Source organism: Brucella tritici, assembly GCF_008932295.1.
Classification (GTDB): Bacteria; Pseudomonadota; Alphaproteobacteria; order Rhizobiales; family Rhizobiaceae; genus Brucella; species Brucella tritici.
Map to the genome: position 1 here is coordinate 25,534 of NZ_WBWA01000027.1, position 17,325 is coordinate 42,858.

Below are 17,325 nucleotides of genomic sequence, written 5' to 3' on the forward strand. Positions count from 1 at the left end.
ATTATTCGACCTTGCCCGATGGCAATGGAAACTCCAGCACAGCGCGCAGGCCCGGATCATTGCCTTCAAGACGAAGTGCGCCACCGTGCAATTTCATCACCGCCTTGGCAAGACTTAAACCGAGTCCCGAACCGGGCTGCGTGCGGCTTTCCTCAAGGCGAACAAACCGTTCTGTCGCCTGTTCGCGTTTTTCTTCAGGAATGCCGGGACCATTATCGGCAACGATGATGCGGACCCAGTTCGGATCACGCTCCATAGAAAGGCTCACTGTCGCAATCCGCTCATCGCCGCCCGCATACTTAATTGCATTGTCGACGAGATTGGAAATCGTCTGCCCGACCAGTTCGCGATTGATATGAAGCGCAACTTCATCGAGATCACCAAGTGTCAGGTTCACACCCGCATCCTCGGCAACGGGCTCATACATTTCGGCCACGTCGCGAAGGATCGGCGCTACCGGCATGTTTTCGAGATTCTCCGATGAATAGCCTGCTTCAAGACGCGAAATCATCAGGATCGCGTTGAAGGTCCGGATCAATTGATCCGACTCGCCGATGATATCTTCAAGCGCCTCACGATATTCAGGTCCGGCCTTCTTGCCGGAAAGAGCTTCTTCCGCTCGATTGCGCAGGCGCGTCAGCGGCGTCTTGAGATCGTGCGCGATATTGTCGGAGACCTGCTTCAGCCCCTCGTTCAATTCCAGAATTTTGCCAAGCATGACGTTGAGATTGCCCGACAGGCGGTCGAATTCATCACCCGAGCCGTTGACCGGAAGCCTGCCCGTCAAATCCCCATCCATGATGCGCTGTGAAGCCTTGGACACGTCATCGATGCGCTTCAGGGCGCGGCGTCCCACAAACAGCCAGATCAAGAGCGCTCCAACGCCCATGATACCTAACGCCAGCATCAGCGACCGGCGAACAACATCACGGAACCGCTCCGGTTCACCCAGATCGCGACCGACCAGAAGCCGCATGCCGTTCGGCAATGCGATCACGACCGCAATGGCGCGGTGCTCCGTCTCCGTGCCCTGCTCGCCATAGCGCCGATATTTGAACCCGCGCTCAATAATGCCATCGGTATCCAGAACACCGGGCTCCACGCTCTCCACATTACCCGCAAGGATGCGGCCTGTCGGATCAGCGACCAGATAGAGATAAGCGCCCGGCTGGCGCGAGCGATAATCGATTGTCCGCACGAGCTGCGGTATGCCGCCCCGCGCATAGCTCTTGCCAATGCTGCCGATCTCCTCACCCAGCGATTGCTGGGTCTGCGCGGCCAGCATGGAAGCAGACAGATTGGTCATGTAGAAGACCAGCGCTACCGCGCCGACGATGAACAGCAGCAGATAGAGCGTTGATAGTCGAACGGCGGTTGTGCGCATGAGCGCTGAAAAGCGGCTCATCAATCCACCTTGGCGACTGCGGATTGTTTTGCACGTCCGGCCTTCAGCATGTAGCCGGCGCCACGCACCGTATGAAGCAGAGGAACGTCGAAGCCCTTCTCGATCTTGGAACGCAAACGCGAGATATGCACGTCAATCACATTGGTCTGCGGATCGAAGTGATAATCCCATACGTTTTCGAGCAGCATCGTGCGCGTGACAACCTGTCCGGCATGACGCATCAGATATTCGAGAAGTCGGAATTCGCGAGGCTGGAGCGTAATTTCCACATCCTGACGGCGCGCTGTATGCGCAAGCCGGTCAAGCTCCAGATCGCCGACGCGGTAGATCGTATCTGCTTCGCGGGGACTGGAACGACGTTGCAAAACCTCGACGCGAGCCAGCAGCTCGGAGAATGCATAAGGCTTGGTAAGGTAGTCGTCACCACCGGCTCGCAGTCCTGTGACGCGGTCATCCACTTCGCCGAGTGCGGAAAGGATCAGGACCGGGGTTTCCATGCCCTTGGCACGCAAACCAGCCACGACGGACAAGCCATCACGCTTCGGCAGCATGCGGTCGACTACGAGGACATCGTAGCTTCCATTCTCGGCCAGCGTATAGCCGGTCTCGCCGTCACCGGCGATATCGGCGGAATGTCCGGCCTCGGTGAAGGCCTTCTCCAGATAGCGGGCCGCTTCGCGGTCATCTTCAATAACGAGAATCTTCATGGCGCTACTTATAATACCGTTTGATGATAAGGCGATGCCAGGCGGAGAACCGCCTGGCATCGAATTGCTCAGAGCCTTAAGGGCTACCGGTCATCATCCCTGATCGATCGGCAGGGCCACGAAGCGGCTCTGATCGTTGCTCTGCAATTGCAGCAGCACTGCCTTGCGACCCGACTTGGCGGCTTCGCTGATGGCGTTGTTGATGTCCTTGGCGCTCTTCACCGTCTGGTTGTTGACGCTCATGATGATATCGCCGGAACGGACACCACGGTCAGAGGCATCGCTATCGGGATCAACGTCGGTTACCACCACGCCGTTGCCATCTTCGGATGGGGTCACGGTCAAGCCATAGGAGTCGAGCGTCTCGCTCTGGCTGCCGCCGCCATTGTCACCCGAAGTGCTGGCCGACTTGCCGAGATCGCCAGGCATCGCCTCGATGGTGATGTCGATTTCCTCGGCCTTGTTCTTGCGCCAGACGGTGAGTGCCGCCTTTTCGCCTGGAACAATGCCAGCAACCTTGCGTGCCAGATCGCGCGGATCCTGAACGGGTTCGCCGTTGACGGCAGTGATCACATCACCGGACTGGATGCCAGCCTTGGCAGCAGGGCCGTCCTTCTGCGGCGAAGCGACGATTGCGCCCTTCTCTTCAGCAAGGCCGAGCGAAGCAGCAATATCCTTGGTCACCGGCTGAATCTGGACACCGATCCAGCCACGTTCGACCGAACCCTTCTTGATGAGCTGGTCAACGACCTGCTTTGCGGTAGAGGCCGGAATTGCAAAGGCAATACCCACGCTACCGCCCGAAGGCGAGAAGATTGCGGTGTTGATGCCGATGACCTGACCGGACAGGTTGAAGGCCGGACCACCAGAGTTGCCCTTGTTCACAGCCGCGTCGATCTGGATGAAGTCGTCGTAAGGACCGGCGCCGATATCACGGCCGCGAGCCGACACGATACCGGATGTCACCGTACCGCCGAGACCGAACGGATTGCCGACAGCCACAACCCAGTCACCGACGCGAATCTTGTTGTCGTCGCCGAATGCAACATAGGTGAACTTCTTCTTCGGATCGTTGACCTTCAGCACGGCCAGATCGGTACGCGGATCGGTTCCGATCAGCTTTGCGTCAAGTTCCGTACCGTCATCCATGACAACGCTGTAGGCATCGCCATCAGAAACCACGTGATTGTTGGTTACGACATAGCCGTCTTCGGAAATGAAGAAGCCGGAACCCTGGGCGACCGGACGTTCATGACCGGGGCGCGGACCGCGCTTGCCGGGGCCACGGCGATCCGGGCGGGCATCGGGACGAGCGTCGCCACGCGGATCCATGCCGAAATCACGGAAGAAGCGCTTCAGCGGATGATCGTCCGGAAGCTGATCAAATCCGGGAGGGCCCGAGAACTGGCCGCCGTCGCCGCGATCAGCAGTTTGCTGCACGTCCTTCTTCACGCGGACGCTGACAACAGCCGGACGAACCTTCTCAACAAGATCGGCAAAACCCGCAGCCTGCGGCGGTGGCGTTACCTGGACTGCGTCAGCACGCGCATCATTGAGCGCACCAAGCGGGCCGGTAGCGAGAAAACCACCGGCGAGAGCAGCCGATAGTGCAATCGCGGCAACGCCCTTGCGATAGTTGGAAATCCTGGCTCTGGACATTTATTTCTCCTTACGAGCAGTAATCCGGCCGCTGCCCTGATCTTTCAGGAAACGCAGGCCTGTGAAACCTTTATAGAGCGTAAGATAGTCAGGGCTACCTTACCGCTCCGTTTCCACAACATGAAAGTTTCGTAAGGTTGCGAATAAGATTCGCAAGCAGATGTCAGTTATTTGCCGTCCAGCAGACGCGAGAGTTCGGCTTTTTCGCTGTCGGTAAGTGGTTTGGGCGCCTCGCCCGCCTGCCTGCGCCCGCGAAAGGCTAAAATCAGCGCAACCGCACCGATTAAAAGGACGACGACTGGAAAGCCCCACAGAAGCACGGTACGCGCATTGAGGCGCGGCTTCAAAAGAACGAACTCGCCATAACGGTCAACGATGAAGTCCATCACCTGTTGGTCGCTATCGCCTTCCTTCAGGCGGTCACGCACGAGAATGCGAAGATCACGGGCAAGTTCGGCATTGGAATCGTCGATAGATTCGTTCTGGCAGACCATGCAGCGCAATTCGCCGGAAATCGTGCGGGCGCGCTTTTCAAGCGCCGGATCGGACAGGACTTCATCGGGATTGACCGCGAGGGCCGCCGTTCCTTGTATCGCCAGCGCAGCGCCAAGCAGGAGTGCGGCGAATGCCGACCGCTTTCTCATGCTGCGGCCTCCGCTTCTTTCGACGCGGATTTGCGACTGCGTGACGGCGCGCCGACCCGCAGACGACGATCTGCCAGGGAAAACAGTGCACCCACCATCATGACAAGGGCGCCATACCAGATGAGCGTTACGTCAGGCTTCCACCAGATACGAACCACAACTGATCCGTCACCCGGCTCATCGCCAAGCGCAACATAGACCTGGCTGAACCACAGCGTCCTGATGCCTGATTCCGTGGTTGGCATCTGGCGTGCCGGGAAGAAGCGCTTGGACGGTTCAATCTGTCCGAGAGTGCGTGCGCTGGAATCGAGCAGGGTGAAAGTGCCTCGATTTTCGGTGAAGTTCGAGCCGGTCAGCGGACGGAGGCCCTCAAAGCGAAGTGTATAATCCTGCACCTTGGCTGTATCGCCCGGACGCATGATCAGCACATTCTCCGTGCCGAACGTGGTCACGCTCACAATACCAAGCAGCGTCACGCCAAGCCCAATATGGGCGAGCGCCGTACCAAAGACCGAGCGCGGCAAACCCTTGAAGCGCGCAAATGCTTTGCTTGCGGAAACCTTGCCAATACCAGCCTTGAGAACGAGGTCCGTCAGGCTGCCGAAAATCAGCCACACGGCAAGTCCGATCCCGCAGGCGGCGAGAACCGATTTCGCCGATGTACTCCACAAGACAATCCCCGCCGCCAGAAGCGAGAGCGCGAAAGCCGTCATCAACCGCTGCGACACGCCGTAAAGATCACCGCGTTTCCAGGCGAGCAACGGACCGAACGGAACTGCAAAAAGAAGCGGGATCATCAGCGGGCCGAACGTCATGTTGAAGAACGGTGCGCCAACGGAAATCTTGTCGCCGGTCATCACTTCGAGCAGCAGCGGATAAAGCGTACCGATCAGCACGGTCGCGGCAGCGGTCGTCAGGAACAGATTGTTGAAGACGAGCGCGCCTTCGCGGGAGATCGGGTGGAAGATGCCCCCCGCCGTCAGGCTCTGTACACGAAGTGCGAAAAGCGACAGCGATCCGCCAATGAAGATTGCAAGGATCGCCAGAATGAAAAGACCGCGTCCCGGATCGGTGGCGAAGCTGTGAACCGAGGTCAGAACGCCGGAGCGGACAAGGAATGTGCCGAGTAGCGACAGCGAAAAGGTAAGGATCGCCAGCAGTACAGTCCAGATTTTCAGCGCAGAACGCTTTTCCATCACGAGAGCGGAATGGAGCAAGGCTGTCCCAACCAGCCACGGCATGAACGATGCGTTCTCGACCGGGTCCCAGAACCACCAGCCGCCCCAGCCAAGCTCATAATAGGCCCAGTAGGAACCCATCGCGATACCGCCAGTCAGGAACATCCAGGCCACGAGTGCCCACGGACGCACCCAGCGCGCCCACGCGGCATCAAGACGCCCCTCGATCAGTGCCGCCACGGCAAAGGAGAAGCATACCGAAAAGCCGACATAGCCGAGATAGAGCAGCGGAGGATGGATCGCGAGGCCAATGTCCTGAAGGATGGGATTGAGATCGCCGCCCTCCATTGGAGCCGGGAAAATACGGGTGAACGGGTTCGAGGTGAAGATGATGAACGCCAGAAATGCGACGCCGATCCAGCCCTGTACGGCAAGAACGTTGGCGCGGAGCGTTTCAGGCAGATTGCCGGAAAATGCAGCCACCAGCGCACTGAAGAAGGTGAGAATGAACACCCACAGCAGCATCGAACCTTCGTGATTGCCCCAGACGCCGGTGATCTTGTAAAGGAGAGGCTTTTGGGAATGCGAGTTCTCGACCACGTTCAGAACCGAGAAATCCGACACGACATAGGCATGGACAAGCACGGCCGATGCAAGGCAGATCAGCGCAAAGACTGCAATTGCCGTCGGCACGGCGACGGCCATGAGTTGCGTATCCCGGCGATGCGCGCCGACCACCGGCACGATCGATTGGACAATCGACAGTGCCAGCGCCAGAACCAGAGCAAAATGGCCGATTTCGACACTCATCTGCAATCTCCATCAAGCACCCTGCCGGACCACGGGTCCGATACGGAATGCCCTAACTATTCGCTTTAAGCATTTCCAAACGCAAAACCGCTTCACACTTTTGCTGGAAATGCCATAATTTCTATTTGCCTTCCCAGACGCCCTTTTCCTTCAGGCTGTCGGCAAGGTCCTTGGGAATGTAATTCTCGTCGTGCTTCGCCAGCACATTGTCGGCGTGGAAAACACCATCGTCTCCGAAACGCCCTTCGGCGACAACGCCCTGCCCTTCGCGGAAGAGATCAGGCGGAATGCCTTCGAACACGACTTTCACAGTCTTGATCGTATCCGTCACCGTGAAATGCAGTTCGCTGCCCTCGCGGCTGACGGAACCTTCCTCAACGAGACCACCAAGGCGGAACCGCGAGCCGGAGGCCATATCCTGTTCCGTCAGGTCGGCAGGCGTACGGAAGAAGCGAATGTCCTGACTGAAGGCCATCAGCATCAGTCCGACCGCTATGGCCAGAACCGCCAGTGCGCCACCGATCAGGAACAGACGCTTGCGCTTTCTCTGGCTAACGTTCCGGGCAAAATTACCCGCCGGTTTGGTACCTCGTGCATTGTCGTCTGCGGTCGCGCTCATTTTTGTGCGTTCCCTGTTTCCAGTCCAAGACCGGCTGCGAAACTCTGCAAGTTCGTCCGGCTTTCACCCTGAAGGGCTGTCATGCCGCGATTGAGAGCGTCCAGCGCTGCATCGCGACGGTTGAGGATCATATAGGAGCGCACGAGACGCTTCCAGCCTTCGACATCCCCACTATTCTGGCGAAGACTTTCATCAAGACGTTGAACCATGCCTTCGATCATCGCCTGCCGGTCCTCCGGGCTGAGCGACGAAGCGGCATCGACATCGCCTGCTGTCGGTCCTTTCGGTTGCTGGTCGCTACCGGAAGCAGGGTTACGAAGCCGGGCGATAGCCTGTTCGATCTGACTGCGCCACGGCGCATCGGCGGGTGCCTTGTCGAGGAATGCCTGGAGGCGATTGGCGGCCATATCCATCCGGCCATCCTGCATCTCACCCTGTGCAAGATAGAACTGCGGACGCACATCATTTGGTTCGAGATCGGCAGCTTTCTTGAAAAAGCCTTCTGCCTCGGCGGTCACGGTGCCACCTGAAGCGGTTGCCAGTGCTTCACCCAATCCCAGAACACGCGGGAAATTCTCACCGGCAATACGAATGGAACTGCGATATGCATTGACGGCATCAGTGGCACGACCAAGCCGCAGATAGATCGGCGCCAGCACATCCCATCCACGCACATCGCCCGGATTTTGCGCCAGATGCGCTTCGGCACGCGCCACAAGCTCATCGACAGAGCTGCGATCCGCACTGGCCGAAAGCCGTTCGGCGAGCGGCATGGACGGCATGTCGGGCTTGCCGAAAAGCGGATAGATGCCCCAGGCGATCAGCGGCACGGCAAGGACCGCAATGAAAGCCAGCAATCGGCCTGGTGCAGCCTGGCTTGCGGCTTCCGCAGCTTCCTTGCCTGACTTTTCAGCATTCAAAATGCGACGCGAAATTTCGATGCGCGCCTGTTCGGCGCTCTGCGGGTCGATCATGCCGCGTGAAGCGTCGGCTTCGACCTCACGCAACTGATCCCGATAGACCTCAAGGTCATTCTTTTCAGCGGGCAAGAATGCCTGCTTGCGCCGCGCGAGAGGCAACAAAACAGCCAGAGTGGCTGCTAATGTCAATAGTGCTGCAATAAGCCAGAATCCCATGGCTACGACTTAAGCGCAGCCAAGGGAAAAACCAACTACTACCTTCAGTAAGTTGCTGACTAGGGCAATTCGCCGCAAAGGTGGGACGCTGGAGTTTAGGTCAGCGGCGTCCAGCTACCGTCCGGATTGCGACATGCCGTTCCGCGCGCAGTCTGCTGCGACCCGCCAATGGTGAAGCTATGCGAATACTGGCGACAATTCTGAGAGCCGACCTGATAGGGCTGCGCCGCCGTCACATCGCCGGAGTTCGATCCGCTGCCGCTCCAGGATACGGCCTTGCCTGCCGGCGAATATTCAAGCGCGCGATATTCAGCCTCAAGCGCCTTCTTGCGGTCGACTGCATTCAACTGATTTGCGGAGTTGCCGAGCAGACCGTTGCCAAGCGGCGTCAACAGGCTTGTTTCCGGCTTCTGCGCCGTAGAACTACCGCCCAGCGAGCCGAGACCTGTGCCCTTGCTCGTCGTGCCGCAGGCTGACAATGCGAGCGCCACGGCAAGCATCGTCGAAGCAACTGAAACTGGGTGAGAAAACCTGGATACCATCATCATAACAACCGGCCTTCATAAACAATTAGCATGCACACTATATCGGCATGTGGCTTTTTCAATTTAATCTTCTAGTTGGCTTTCGGCCAAAAACAACCGTCAATCTTCCGTCAGCGGCAACACGACCCGGACACCCAATCCACCGAACGAACTCTTGCCCAGATGCAGATTGCCGCCATATTCGCGAACGGTATCCTGCACGATTGCCAGCCCGAGCCCGGTTCCCGGTTTCGTTTCATCGACGCGGCTGCCGCGCTTCAGCGCCGCTTCGATCTTGTCGGGCGCCAGACCCGGCCCGTCATCTTCTATCAGGACTTCGAATTGTCGTTGCTCCCCAGAAATAGGGGCAAGCTTAATATTGATGCGTTTGCGGCCCCATTTGCCCGCGTTCTCCAGCAGGTTTCCAACAATCTCTTCCAGATCTTCCTGCTCTCCGGCAAAAACGGCGCTTGGCAGATCATTCCTGAAGGTAACGCTGAAAGCCGGATTGAGTTTCGCCGTCACGCGCTGCATGCGCTCGAGAACCGGCGTCACGGGCGTGCGAAACACAACACTGTCGCGCTGCGCGGCGATGCGCGCGCGCTGCAGATAGTGCTGTATCTGCACCTGCATCGCCTCGCTCTGTTCCTGCACGATGCGTCCGTGTTCGCCACCCATGTTTCGTGCTTCATTGACCAGCACGGAAAGGGGGGTTTTGAGAGAATGTGCGAGATTGCCGACCTGTGTTCGCGAACGCTCTACAATGCGCCGATTATTCTCGATGAGCGCGTTCATTTCGGTTGCGAGCGGCGCAATTTCGGCGGGCAGCGACGCGTCGAGCTTTGACGAGCGCCCCTCTCGAATATCAGCCAGCGCCTGACGCACCTTGTCGAGCGGACGCAGGCCGAACAGAATCACAGCGGCATTGATGAGAATACTGCCGATGCCGAAGATCGCCAGATAGGTCGTAAGGCTGGTTCTGAAATCGGTTATCTCCTTCAGGACCTCGCTGAGATTGCCCATGACACGAAAACGCGCAATGCGATTGGCATTATCCAGCACCACTTCGGTCTCAACGATAAAAAGCTCCTCGCCGTTGAGGCCGGGCAAGGTGTAGCTGCGCATGAAGGAGCTGTCGAACGGTGCCTGCGTGATCGGCATTTCCGGCACGATGCGCCCGATGAGCGACGGCGATTGCAGCTTTCCGGTCAGGTTCGGCGTGACGGGATCGACAGACCAGTACCAGCCGGAGAGCGGGCTGGAATAGCGCAATTCTCCCAGTTCCGGACGTCCCTGCAGCACGCCTTGACCCGACGTGCTGATCGCACCGACCAGACTGAACAGGTGAGCAGTCAACAGGCGTTCAAAATTGCTGCGTGCCGCATCGCCATACAGTGACCCGATGAAAGTGGCCACCACCACAAGCGCCACGATGACCCAGATCGTCGAAAGCGTGACGACGCGGACCGCGAGCGAACGCAAGGGAGGAAAGACGCGAAGAAGCTTCAGCTGTCGTTGCCTTTCGTTTCGCTCTCAATCTCCCCTCCGGAGCGGATGCGATAGCCCATGCCGCGCACCGTCTCGATCAGGTCCACACCCATCTTTTTGCGAAGACGGCCGACAAAGACTTCAATCGTATTGGAATCGCGGTCGAAATCCTGATCGTAGAGATGCTCGACCAGTTCGGTACGCGAGACCACCTCGTCCATATGGTGCATCAGATAGGACAGAAGCCGGTATTCGTGTGAGGTGAGCTTGAGGGCAACGCCGTTGACACTTGCCTTCGACGTTTTCGTATCGAGATAGAGCGGCCCGCAGACGAGTTCCGACGAAGCGTGACCCGCAGCACGGCGGATAAGGGCGCGTAGCCGCGCCAGCACTTCCTCGATATGGAAAGGTTTGGCCACATAGTCGTCGGCACCGGCGTCGATACCGGCTACCTTGTCGCTCCAGCGATCGCGGGCGGTGAGCATGAGAACGGGCATGGCACGCCCGCTGCGCCGCCAGCGCTCAACGACACTGATGCCGTCCATGCTCGGCAGGCCGATGTCGAGCACCACGGCATCATAAGGCTCGGTATCGCCGAGATAATGCCCTTCTTCGCCGTCATAGGCGCGGTCGACCACATAACCGGCAGCAGCCATCGCTTCGGAAAGCTGCCGGTTCAGGTCCTTGTCGTCTTCAACTATCAGGATACGCAAGCGGACATTCTCCCCTCAATTCATGTATAACAGCGGTAAAGCTGTTGTTATTGAGCGGGAACGGCCACTTCAACGCGGCGCGGACGCTCGCCATCGCGGCCCGGCACAAGCACCACAACCACACACACGGGGCGGCCGTTCTGAGTCGCAGCGGTTGCCTTGGCGAGCTGGCCGCCCTGCTGGGCAGCCACCTGTTCGCCGACCGCCGCGCAATCTCCGGCGGCAGCGACGATGAGATTGGACTTCTGCGGCGCAGTTATCGGCAGGGCACCGGCATCGACCGGCAGCAAGCCAATACTAACCGCGAGAAGCGCGAAAACTTTGAGTGCAGAATTTTGTTTCATCATGCCGCCTTATATAGCGCCCCACAGCTGAACGATGCATGAACAACCATTCTTCTTCCGGGCCCAAAGGAAAATTCCGCCTCTGACTATCACGCTTTGTGAAATTATGAAATGCGTGAAGTTGCCCCGATACGCCCAATTATTGTAACAATTCCGGCAATTGCAGTCGCCAGTTGCAGCAGAACATCCGTTAATACACCCTGATCGATCAAGCCTGTTACAGGACCGAGAGCACATCAGGATGAAAGAAAACCGAAACGACATCGATTAGTTCATACGCTCAACTTGCAATCATGTATTTCTACAAATACCCAATCATTTTCAGTTAGTCATTGCCGGAATGCGGTCGACGACGGGCCTACCTGTCCGTTCCTTGTAACAATCCAAACAAACTAAATTGAAAAGCCATAGCCGAGATCGTTCCGTCTTTTCGTTTGCTCATAAGTATCGACGTTTGGGTAGTTCGCATTTATTGCAAACCCCATAGGCGACAGGCACGCGATATCCGAGAAGCTGCTGTCGGGCTCCCCGTCGAACACCAATAAGGGCCTTTTAAAATTCATCCATAATCAGGAATTGTCATCGCTCCGTTTTTCTTCGGGAAGTAGCCCGGGTATAGGCGCGTGTTTCAGCCGCTCGGACAAATGCTGAAAAACCCCGATCGCTGACCACGCCGCCAAGCTTGCAACCGCGGAACCTATCAACATCAATTCCGCCTGGCCAAGCAATCCGCCAAGAGCCAATACTTCGGAAATCTTAACGCTTGCCGCACCACCGAAAACCACGCCACAGATCACGCCAACCGCGAAGCGGACCGCCGCGTCACGCTTTCCTCGCGGAAGGATGTAGGCGAGCGACATGAAAGAGCCTGCCGTCGCACCGGCAATCTTGGCAAACCAGATCCACGTAACCTCCGAAGTAAATATTGTATGGATAAGGATGGCCATGATGACTTCCTTTCGTGTTGCAGACCCAAATATGATCGAATGTCAACCGCACCATATTTCTCTGTTTATGAACAACTACGCCCCAAGTGCACTGCCACAGTAAACTCCGCCCGACGCATTTAATCGGGAATGGTGCTGCACTTACCATGCGGCGCAAAATCATCTTTTCGTTGTCCAACGAACCCAACGAGAAGAACACACAACGTGCCCGATGCCTCTTTACGTTTTTGCGGTAAAATCTGATCCACAATTTTTGGCTTCAAAAGACATCACCCAGAAAAGCCTCTAGAGCTTTTCTGGGTGATGTATGCTGGCCTCCAACGGAGGTACGCGTGAACAGTTATAATTTTTCGACTGTACATAAAGCCTAACAAAGCACCGTTACGCAGTCAAGGATTATTTTCCTATCTATTGACTTTTTTCCCATGCCCGAAAAGCTGCTTGTGTTTTAACCATTTCACATGAGCTGTTGCTTATTAATCTGCTATGATGGATGGGCAAGTTCCGCCTGTCTCCGAAACCAACCATGCCGAAGTTAGTGTTTATGCGTAAAACGGCAGAAAAAGATTCCGGAAGCGAAAAGCGCAAACCGTTCAGGGTTTCGCGCCTGATTGGGCTCGACGCGTGGATCGATTCCACCCTCTACAGCCTGCGCTACAATCTCGGCGAATGGTGGGAAAACATCACCATTTTCTCACGGCGTTTTCGCGTGCGCGGTTTCCGGCGTTTTGTGGTCGAGGTTCTCGACGAAGGATTTACGCTGGGCGTGGGCGGCGCAGTTCTGATGCTCGTCCTGGCCCTGCCGGCTTTCGAGGAAACCAAGAAGGACTGGCGTGCACAGGACGATTATGCCGTCACCTTCCTCGACCGCTATGGCAATGAAATCGGCCAGCGCGGTATTCTCCACCGTCAGGCCGTGCCGATTGATGAATTGCCGGATCACGTCATCAAGGCCGTGCTCGGCACCGAGGACCGACGCTTTTTCGACCATTACGGCATCGACTTCTGGGGCCTGACCCGCGCGTTCAGCCAGAACATGCGCGCCAATGGCGTCGTTCAGGGCGGCTCCACCATCACGCAGCAACTCGCCAAGAACCTTTTTCTCTCCAACGAGCGCACCATCGAACGCAAGATCAAGGAAGCCTTCCTCGCGCTCTGGCTGGAAAGCAATCTCAGCAAGAAGGAAATCCTGCAGCTTTATCTCGACCGTGCCTATATGGGCGGCGGAACTTTCGGTATTGCGGCTGCTTCGGAATTCTATTTCGGTAAGAACGTCAAGGATGTCTCGCTGGCGGAAGCCGCGATGCTGGCCGGTCTGTTCAAGGCGCCCGCCAAGTTCGCGCCGCATGTCAATTTGCCCGCAGCCCGTGCACGCGCCAATGTCGTGCTGTCCAATATGGTAGAAAGCGGCTTCCTGAGCGAAGGACAGGTGGCCGTTGCACGCCGTCATCCAGCGAGCGTCATCGACCGCGCCAAGAACGAAAGTCCCGACTACTTCCTCGACTGGGCTTTTGAAGAGGTGAAGAAGATCGCCGCCAATATTCCGCAGCACACATTGATCGTGCGCACGACGCTCGACCGTAACCTGCAAAAGGCGGCAGAGGAATCGCTCGAATATCATCTGCGCCAGTTCGGCAAGGACTATAATGTCTCGGAAGCGGCAACCGTCGTTATTGCCAATGACGGATCCGTCCGCGCACTGGTCGGCGGGCGGGACTATGGTGAAAGCCAGTTCAACCGTGCCACCAAGGCATTGCGGCAGGCCGGATCTTCCTTCAAGCCCTATGTCTATGCAGCGGCGATGGAAAAGGGACTGACGCCGAGCACCATCGTTTCAGATGCTCCAATTAGCTGGGGCAACTGGTCACCGCGCAATTATGGCCGCAGCTTTGCCGGTCGCGTGGACCTGACGACGGCGCTTGTCCGCTCGTTGAACAGCGTACCGGTGCGACTGGCGCGCGATTATCTGACCACAGCCCCAATTGTTGCCCTGACCAAGGCGATGGGCGTGGAATCGCCGATCTCGTCACACAAGACCATGGTGCTCGGCACATCGGAAATGACGGTGATGGATCAGGCCACCGGCTTCAACGTGTTTCCAAATGCGGGCATGGCCGGCAACCGTCACGCCTTCACACAGATCGTTTCGTCGGAAGGCAAGGTGCTGTGGGATTTCGGGCGCGATGCCCCGAAGCCGCACAGGGCACTGTCGGAGAAAGCTGCACTCGAAATGAATTCCATGCTGGTGCAAGTGCCTGAACGCGGCACTGGACGCCGCGCGGCATTGCCGATGACGCGGGTGGGCGGCAAAACCGGCACAACGCAGAATTATCGCGATGCGTGGTTCGTCGGCTTTACCGGAAATTTCACGGCGGCGGTCTGGTTCGGCAACGACAATTTCACCCCGATGAAGGAAATGACCGGCGGCGTTCTGCCTGCCATGGCCTGGCAGCGCATGATGGCCTATGCGCATCAGAACATCGAACTGAAGCCCATACCGGGTGTGACCCCGCCATTCCCCGCGCCGCCCAAGAAGAACGAGCCACAAGTCGCGAATGCCAAGCCGGAAGAAACCATGGCTGCGCCGCCGCGCGTACTGTCTCCTCTATCGACAAAAGTTATCAAGGAGCTACATGACCGCTTCCTTGCGGCCCCGCCTCTGCCTAAGATCGCCGAGCGCACGAAAATATCGGTACTCTGAGGGGCGATGTTCAAGAGGATATTCAACACGGCGATTGTGCTTGTGCTGGCGCTGGGCGGCGGCATCTGGAGCGTCGACAAGGTTCTCGACCGGTTTGAAGGTTTCGGTGAGCTCAAGGTCGGGGTCTGGAGCGCCTATCCGGCGGCTGGCACGCCCGATGCCGACCCCTATTCCAAGGCCCGCGCTGCCCGCAAAGCCTATCTGGCGCTTGGAACGGCGGAAGGTCTTCCGTTCTATGCGCGCAGCGACAATAGCGGGCGCACCCTTCGGCGCGGCTGCACTTACCGCCTGAGCGGCATGACACCGCCTGCCCGCTTCTGGACCGTCTATCCCGCTACGCCTGATCTGGAACCGATCAGGCCGCGTGAAGGATTGCAGGAAGCGCTGCATTCCCGCGAAGTCCTGTACGACGATGACGGCAGCGTCACGATCACCATCGGCCCCGATGCAGCGCCGGGCAATTGGTTGCCAGTGGAAGGAAGCGGCGATTTTGTTCTCGTCATGACGCTTTACGACACGCCTTCGGCATCATCTTCCGGTCTCTCCGATCTGGTGATGCCAAGCCTCGCCCATATCGCGGGTGCAAGCAAGGGGGCGTGCCGTGGCTAGAACTTTGCGCCTCGTTCTCCTCGGCATCGTGGGTGCTGCGATTGTTCATATCGCGGTTCTCTTCCTCGTCCCCTTCTATTCCGACAAGAATGCATGGTCGCGGATCGAAGCGGGGAGCGAGCCATATCGTTTCCACAGGCTGGACGAAAAGACCGGTCCGGTCAGCGACAGTGACCCGCTGGTGCAGCAAGCCACCTGCCGCTTCGATCTTGCCGACGGGCCTGTGCATATTACGACCGGGGCGAATGTGCCCTATTGGTCGCTCTCGATCTATGCGCCCAACGGGGACAATCTCTACAGCCTCAACGACAGCGTTTCCAACGAACGTAAGCTCGACCTGATCCTTGCCGATCCCATCGGCATGGCAAGTCTGCGCTCGGATGGTTCGCAGGCCGATGCGCGTTCGATCCTGATCGAGCAGAATATCGGCGAAGGTGCCGCTGTGCTTCGCGTATTCGTGCCTGATGCAACGTGGAACACGGAAGTGCAGCGCTTCTTTGCGGAGGCGCAGTGCACGCCGTTTGAAGGGCTCTAGCAGCCTGACCCAAATGCTGTTTCTTTATGGCACGGTTAATGAGTTGCTAAGGCTTCAACGCTACTATCCGGAATACCGACCCATGCGGGGTGCATTTGCGCATCAACCGGCTGCTGCCGGATGCGTGATCTGCAATTTGGGGCGGGTGAGTTGTGTGCCTACCGGAGTATTCTGCGTGACAAATGAACAGTTCCGCGCCCTGGAGGATATTTCAGGCCACCGGAGCCCGTCGAATTCAAAAGCGGGGAGCAGCAAGGCGGACGACCTGCTGGCGGCCGCGATTTCCGCGTTTGCGGGTATCACGCGCCCCGGACGGCAGGATATGCAGCAGCTTGAAGATCTTGCCATGCCGCTTCTCCATTGCGCTTCCACCCGCGGCAAGCGCCATGCGGCCAATGCGCTGGCACAATTGGAGGACGCGCCGCGTCGTCTCATTCTGGCGCTGGCCGACGAACCCGTAGAAATCTCCGCGCCTATTTTGCTGCGCTCTCCCCTTCTACGCCCTTCCGACCTCATCGAAATCATCGGCAAGAACGGTCTTGCCCATGCGCGCGCCATTGCACGGCGCCAGTCCGGTGACATCCTTCTGCAAGGCGTGCTGCGCAGTTTCGCCGACCCGGTCATCGACCGTACGCTGACGCTTCAGGAAAATCTCGCCAATATCGAGGCCGAACCGCTCGAAAGGCCGGATGTACCCGATCTTTCTGCGGCCAGAGCGCCGCTGATGAAAGAAGACAGCTCCGAACGACTGGCGCGCGCGCTGCAACAGCCTTTCTTCGAGGCTGGCGCGACCACCGGCTCGCAGCATCTCATCGACACCGCGCTTCTGATCGACAGCCAGTTTTTCCGCAATGCGCTGGCCGATGCGCTCGACCTGTCGTTTGAACGGACCGACGCGATCATCGGGCAATGGCCGGATTCGCATCTGCCGATTGCACTCAAGGCGCTCGGATTGTCACCTGCCGAATGCTATCTCGTCATGACGGCCATTCTGGGTCCTATCGACACCAACCGCGATAGCCTGCGTGAGTTTGTGCATATTTATCGCTCCATCGACCGCGAAAAAGCGATGGCGCTCGTGCGGCGCTGGAAGGCGGACGACATGTCTGCCATGCTGCGCGGAAAACTGCGTGAAATGGCTGAATCCGAAGACGACACGCCGCTCGTGGATGCTGCCAATTCTGATCACCCGTCGCTTCAGCGATCAGTGAAATAGAGCATTTCCAGCAAAAGTGCGAAGCGGTTTTGCGTAGGATAATGCGTAAAACAAAAGGATAGAGCGGCTCTACTGATTCCGTTTTTACTG

The 17,325-nt window shown here is 57.8% G+C and carries 16 protein-coding genes; 4 read left to right on the forward strand and 12 right to left on the reverse strand.

Going from position 1 to position 17,325, the window contains the following annotated elements:
- Window position 1: 1 nt before the first annotated feature.
- The 12 genes from F9K91_RS20890 to F9K91_RS20945 form a co-directional block, all read right to left on the reverse strand.
- Entirely contained in the window at window positions 2-1,408 is a 1,407-nt protein-coding gene (locus F9K91_RS20890) for a sensor histidine kinase (RefSeq protein WP_176037526.1), read from the reverse strand.
- A complete protein-coding gene (locus F9K91_RS20895) occupies window positions 1,405-2,112 on the reverse strand; it encodes a response regulator transcription factor (RefSeq protein ID WP_151678632.1) in 708 nt (235 codons plus the stop codon). Before F9K91_RS20895 ends, F9K91_RS20890 begins: the two co-directional genes overlap by 4 nt.
- A 93-nt stretch (window positions 2,113-2,205) precedes the next feature.
- On the reverse strand, window positions 2,206-3,771 hold the full coding sequence (locus F9K91_RS20900) for a Do family serine endopeptidase (protein WP_151652639.1): 1,566 nt from the start codon (window positions 3,769-3,771) through the stop codon (window positions 2,206-2,208).
- Window positions 3,772-3,938: 167 nt separating this feature from the next.
- Window positions 3,939-4,415, reverse strand: coding sequence for a cytochrome c-type biogenesis protein (locus F9K91_RS20905; RefSeq protein ID WP_151557856.1), 477 nt, complete (start codon window positions 4,413-4,415; stop codon window positions 3,939-3,941).
- Complete coding sequence (locus F9K91_RS20910; protein ID WP_151557854.1) at window positions 4,412-6,403, reverse strand: heme lyase CcmF/NrfE family subunit; 1,992 nt, start codon at window positions 6,401-6,403, stop codon at window positions 4,412-4,414. Before F9K91_RS20910 ends, F9K91_RS20905 begins: the two co-directional genes overlap by 4 nt.
- A 121-nt stretch (window positions 6,404-6,524) precedes the next feature.
- Window positions 6,525-7,022 carry a cytochrome c maturation protein CcmE gene (ccmE, locus tag F9K91_RS20915; RefSeq protein WP_109987931.1) on the reverse strand — a complete coding sequence of 166 codons (498 nt, stop codon included), beginning with the start codon at window positions 7,020-7,022 and terminating at the stop codon, window positions 6,525-6,527.
- Window positions 7,019-8,158 carry a c-type cytochrome biogenesis protein CcmI gene (gene ccmI, locus F9K91_RS20920; RefSeq protein ID WP_109987930.1) on the reverse strand — a complete coding sequence of 380 codons (1,140 nt, stop codon included), beginning with the start codon at window positions 8,156-8,158 and terminating at the stop codon, window positions 7,019-7,021. The genes ccmE and ccmI overlap by 4 nt, the downstream gene beginning before the upstream one ends.
- A 95-nt stretch (window positions 8,159-8,253) precedes the next feature.
- The gene (locus F9K91_RS20925; RefSeq protein WP_109987929.1) at window positions 8,254-8,706 is read right to left on the reverse strand and encodes a hypothetical protein; all 453 of its coding nucleotides are present in this window, start codon (window positions 8,704-8,706) and stop codon (window positions 8,254-8,256) included.
- Window positions 8,707-8,802: 96 nt separating this feature from the next.
- The gene (locus tag F9K91_RS20930; RefSeq protein WP_109988028.1) at window positions 8,803-10,113 is read right to left on the reverse strand and encodes an ATP-binding protein; all 1,311 of its coding nucleotides are present in this window, start codon (window positions 10,111-10,113) and stop codon (window positions 8,803-8,805) included.
- Between the two features lie 74 nt (window positions 10,114-10,187).
- Window positions 10,188-10,883 (reverse strand): response regulator transcription factor, encoded by a 696-nt coding sequence (locus F9K91_RS20935; protein WP_151678633.1) that lies wholly within the window; start codon window positions 10,881-10,883, stop codon window positions 10,188-10,190.
- 47 nt (window positions 10,884-10,930) lie between these two features.
- Complete coding sequence (locus tag F9K91_RS20940; protein ID WP_061347242.1) at window positions 10,931-11,227, reverse strand: hypothetical protein; 297 nt, start codon at window positions 11,225-11,227, stop codon at window positions 10,931-10,933.
- A gap of 569 nt (window positions 11,228-11,796) precedes the next feature.
- Window positions 11,797-12,174 carry a DUF6107 family protein gene (locus F9K91_RS20945; RefSeq protein ID WP_151557847.1) on the reverse strand — a complete coding sequence of 126 codons (378 nt, stop codon included), beginning with the start codon at window positions 12,172-12,174 and terminating at the stop codon, window positions 11,797-11,799.
- A gap of 526 nt (window positions 12,175-12,700) precedes the next feature.
- Between F9K91_RS20945 and F9K91_RS20950 the strand changes: the two genes are divergently transcribed.
- The 4 genes from F9K91_RS20950 (at window position 12,701) to F9K91_RS20965 (ending at window position 17,235) form a co-directional block, all read left to right on the forward strand.
- Window positions 12,701-14,875 (forward strand): penicillin-binding protein 1A, encoded by a 2,175-nt coding sequence (locus tag F9K91_RS20950; RefSeq protein ID WP_109988027.1) that lies wholly within the window; start codon window positions 12,701-12,703, stop codon window positions 14,873-14,875.
- A 6-nt stretch (window positions 14,876-14,881) separates the two neighbouring features.
- Window positions 14,882-15,484 (forward strand): DUF1214 domain-containing protein, encoded by a 603-nt coding sequence (locus tag F9K91_RS20955; RefSeq protein ID WP_151557845.1) that lies wholly within the window; start codon window positions 14,882-14,884, stop codon window positions 15,482-15,484.
- Window positions 15,477-16,019: a DUF1254 domain-containing protein gene (locus F9K91_RS20960; protein WP_109987925.1), complete on the forward strand. Its 543-nt coding sequence runs from the start codon at window positions 15,477-15,479 to the stop codon at window positions 16,017-16,019. The genes F9K91_RS20955 and F9K91_RS20960 overlap by 8 nt, the downstream gene beginning before the upstream one ends.
- Before the next feature lie 175 nt (window positions 16,020-16,194).
- Window positions 16,195-17,235, forward strand: a complete 1,041-nt coding sequence (locus F9K91_RS20965; RefSeq protein WP_109987924.1) for a DUF2336 domain-containing protein — start codon at window positions 16,195-16,197, stop codon at window positions 17,233-17,235.
- Window positions 17,236-17,325: the final 90 nt, after the last annotated feature.

Coding starts and splice junctions, on each gene's coding strand:
- F9K91_RS20955 (WP_151557845.1), top strand. CDS start 14,882: ATGTTCAAGAGGATATTCAACACGGCGATTGTGCTTGTGCTGGCGCTG.
- F9K91_RS20945 (WP_151557847.1), bottom strand. CDS start 12,174: ATGGCCATCCTTATCCATACAATATTTACTTCGGAGGTTACGTGGATC.
- ccmE (WP_109987931.1), bottom strand. CDS start 7,022: ATGAGCGCGACCGCAGACGACAATGCACGAGGTACCAAACCGGCGGGT.
- F9K91_RS20905 (WP_151557856.1), bottom strand. CDS start 4,415: ATGAGAAAGCGGTCGGCATTCGCCGCACTCCTGCTTGGCGCTGCGCTG.
- F9K91_RS20950 (WP_109988027.1), top strand. CDS start 12,701: ATGCCGAAGTTAGTGTTTATGCGTAAAACGGCAGAAAAAGATTCCGGA.
- F9K91_RS20925 (WP_109987929.1), bottom strand. CDS start 8,706: ATGATGATGGTATCCAGGTTTTCTCACCCAGTTTCAGTTGCTTCGACG.
- F9K91_RS20940 (WP_061347242.1), bottom strand. CDS start 11,227: ATGAAACAAAATTCTGCACTCAAAGTTTTCGCGCTTCTCGCGGTTAGT.
- ccmI (WP_109987930.1), bottom strand. CDS start 8,158: ATGGGATTCTGGCTTATTGCAGCACTATTGACATTAGCAGCCACTCTG.
- F9K91_RS20895 (WP_151678632.1), bottom strand. CDS start 2,112: ATGAAGATTCTCGTTATTGAAGATGACCGCGAAGCGGCCCGCTATCTG.
- F9K91_RS20910 (WP_151557854.1), bottom strand. CDS start 6,403: ATGAGTGTCGAAATCGGCCATTTTGCTCTGGTTCTGGCGCTGGCACTG.
- F9K91_RS20900 (WP_151652639.1), bottom strand. CDS start 3,771: ATGTCCAGAGCCAGGATTTCCAACTATCGCAAGGGCGTTGCCGCGATT.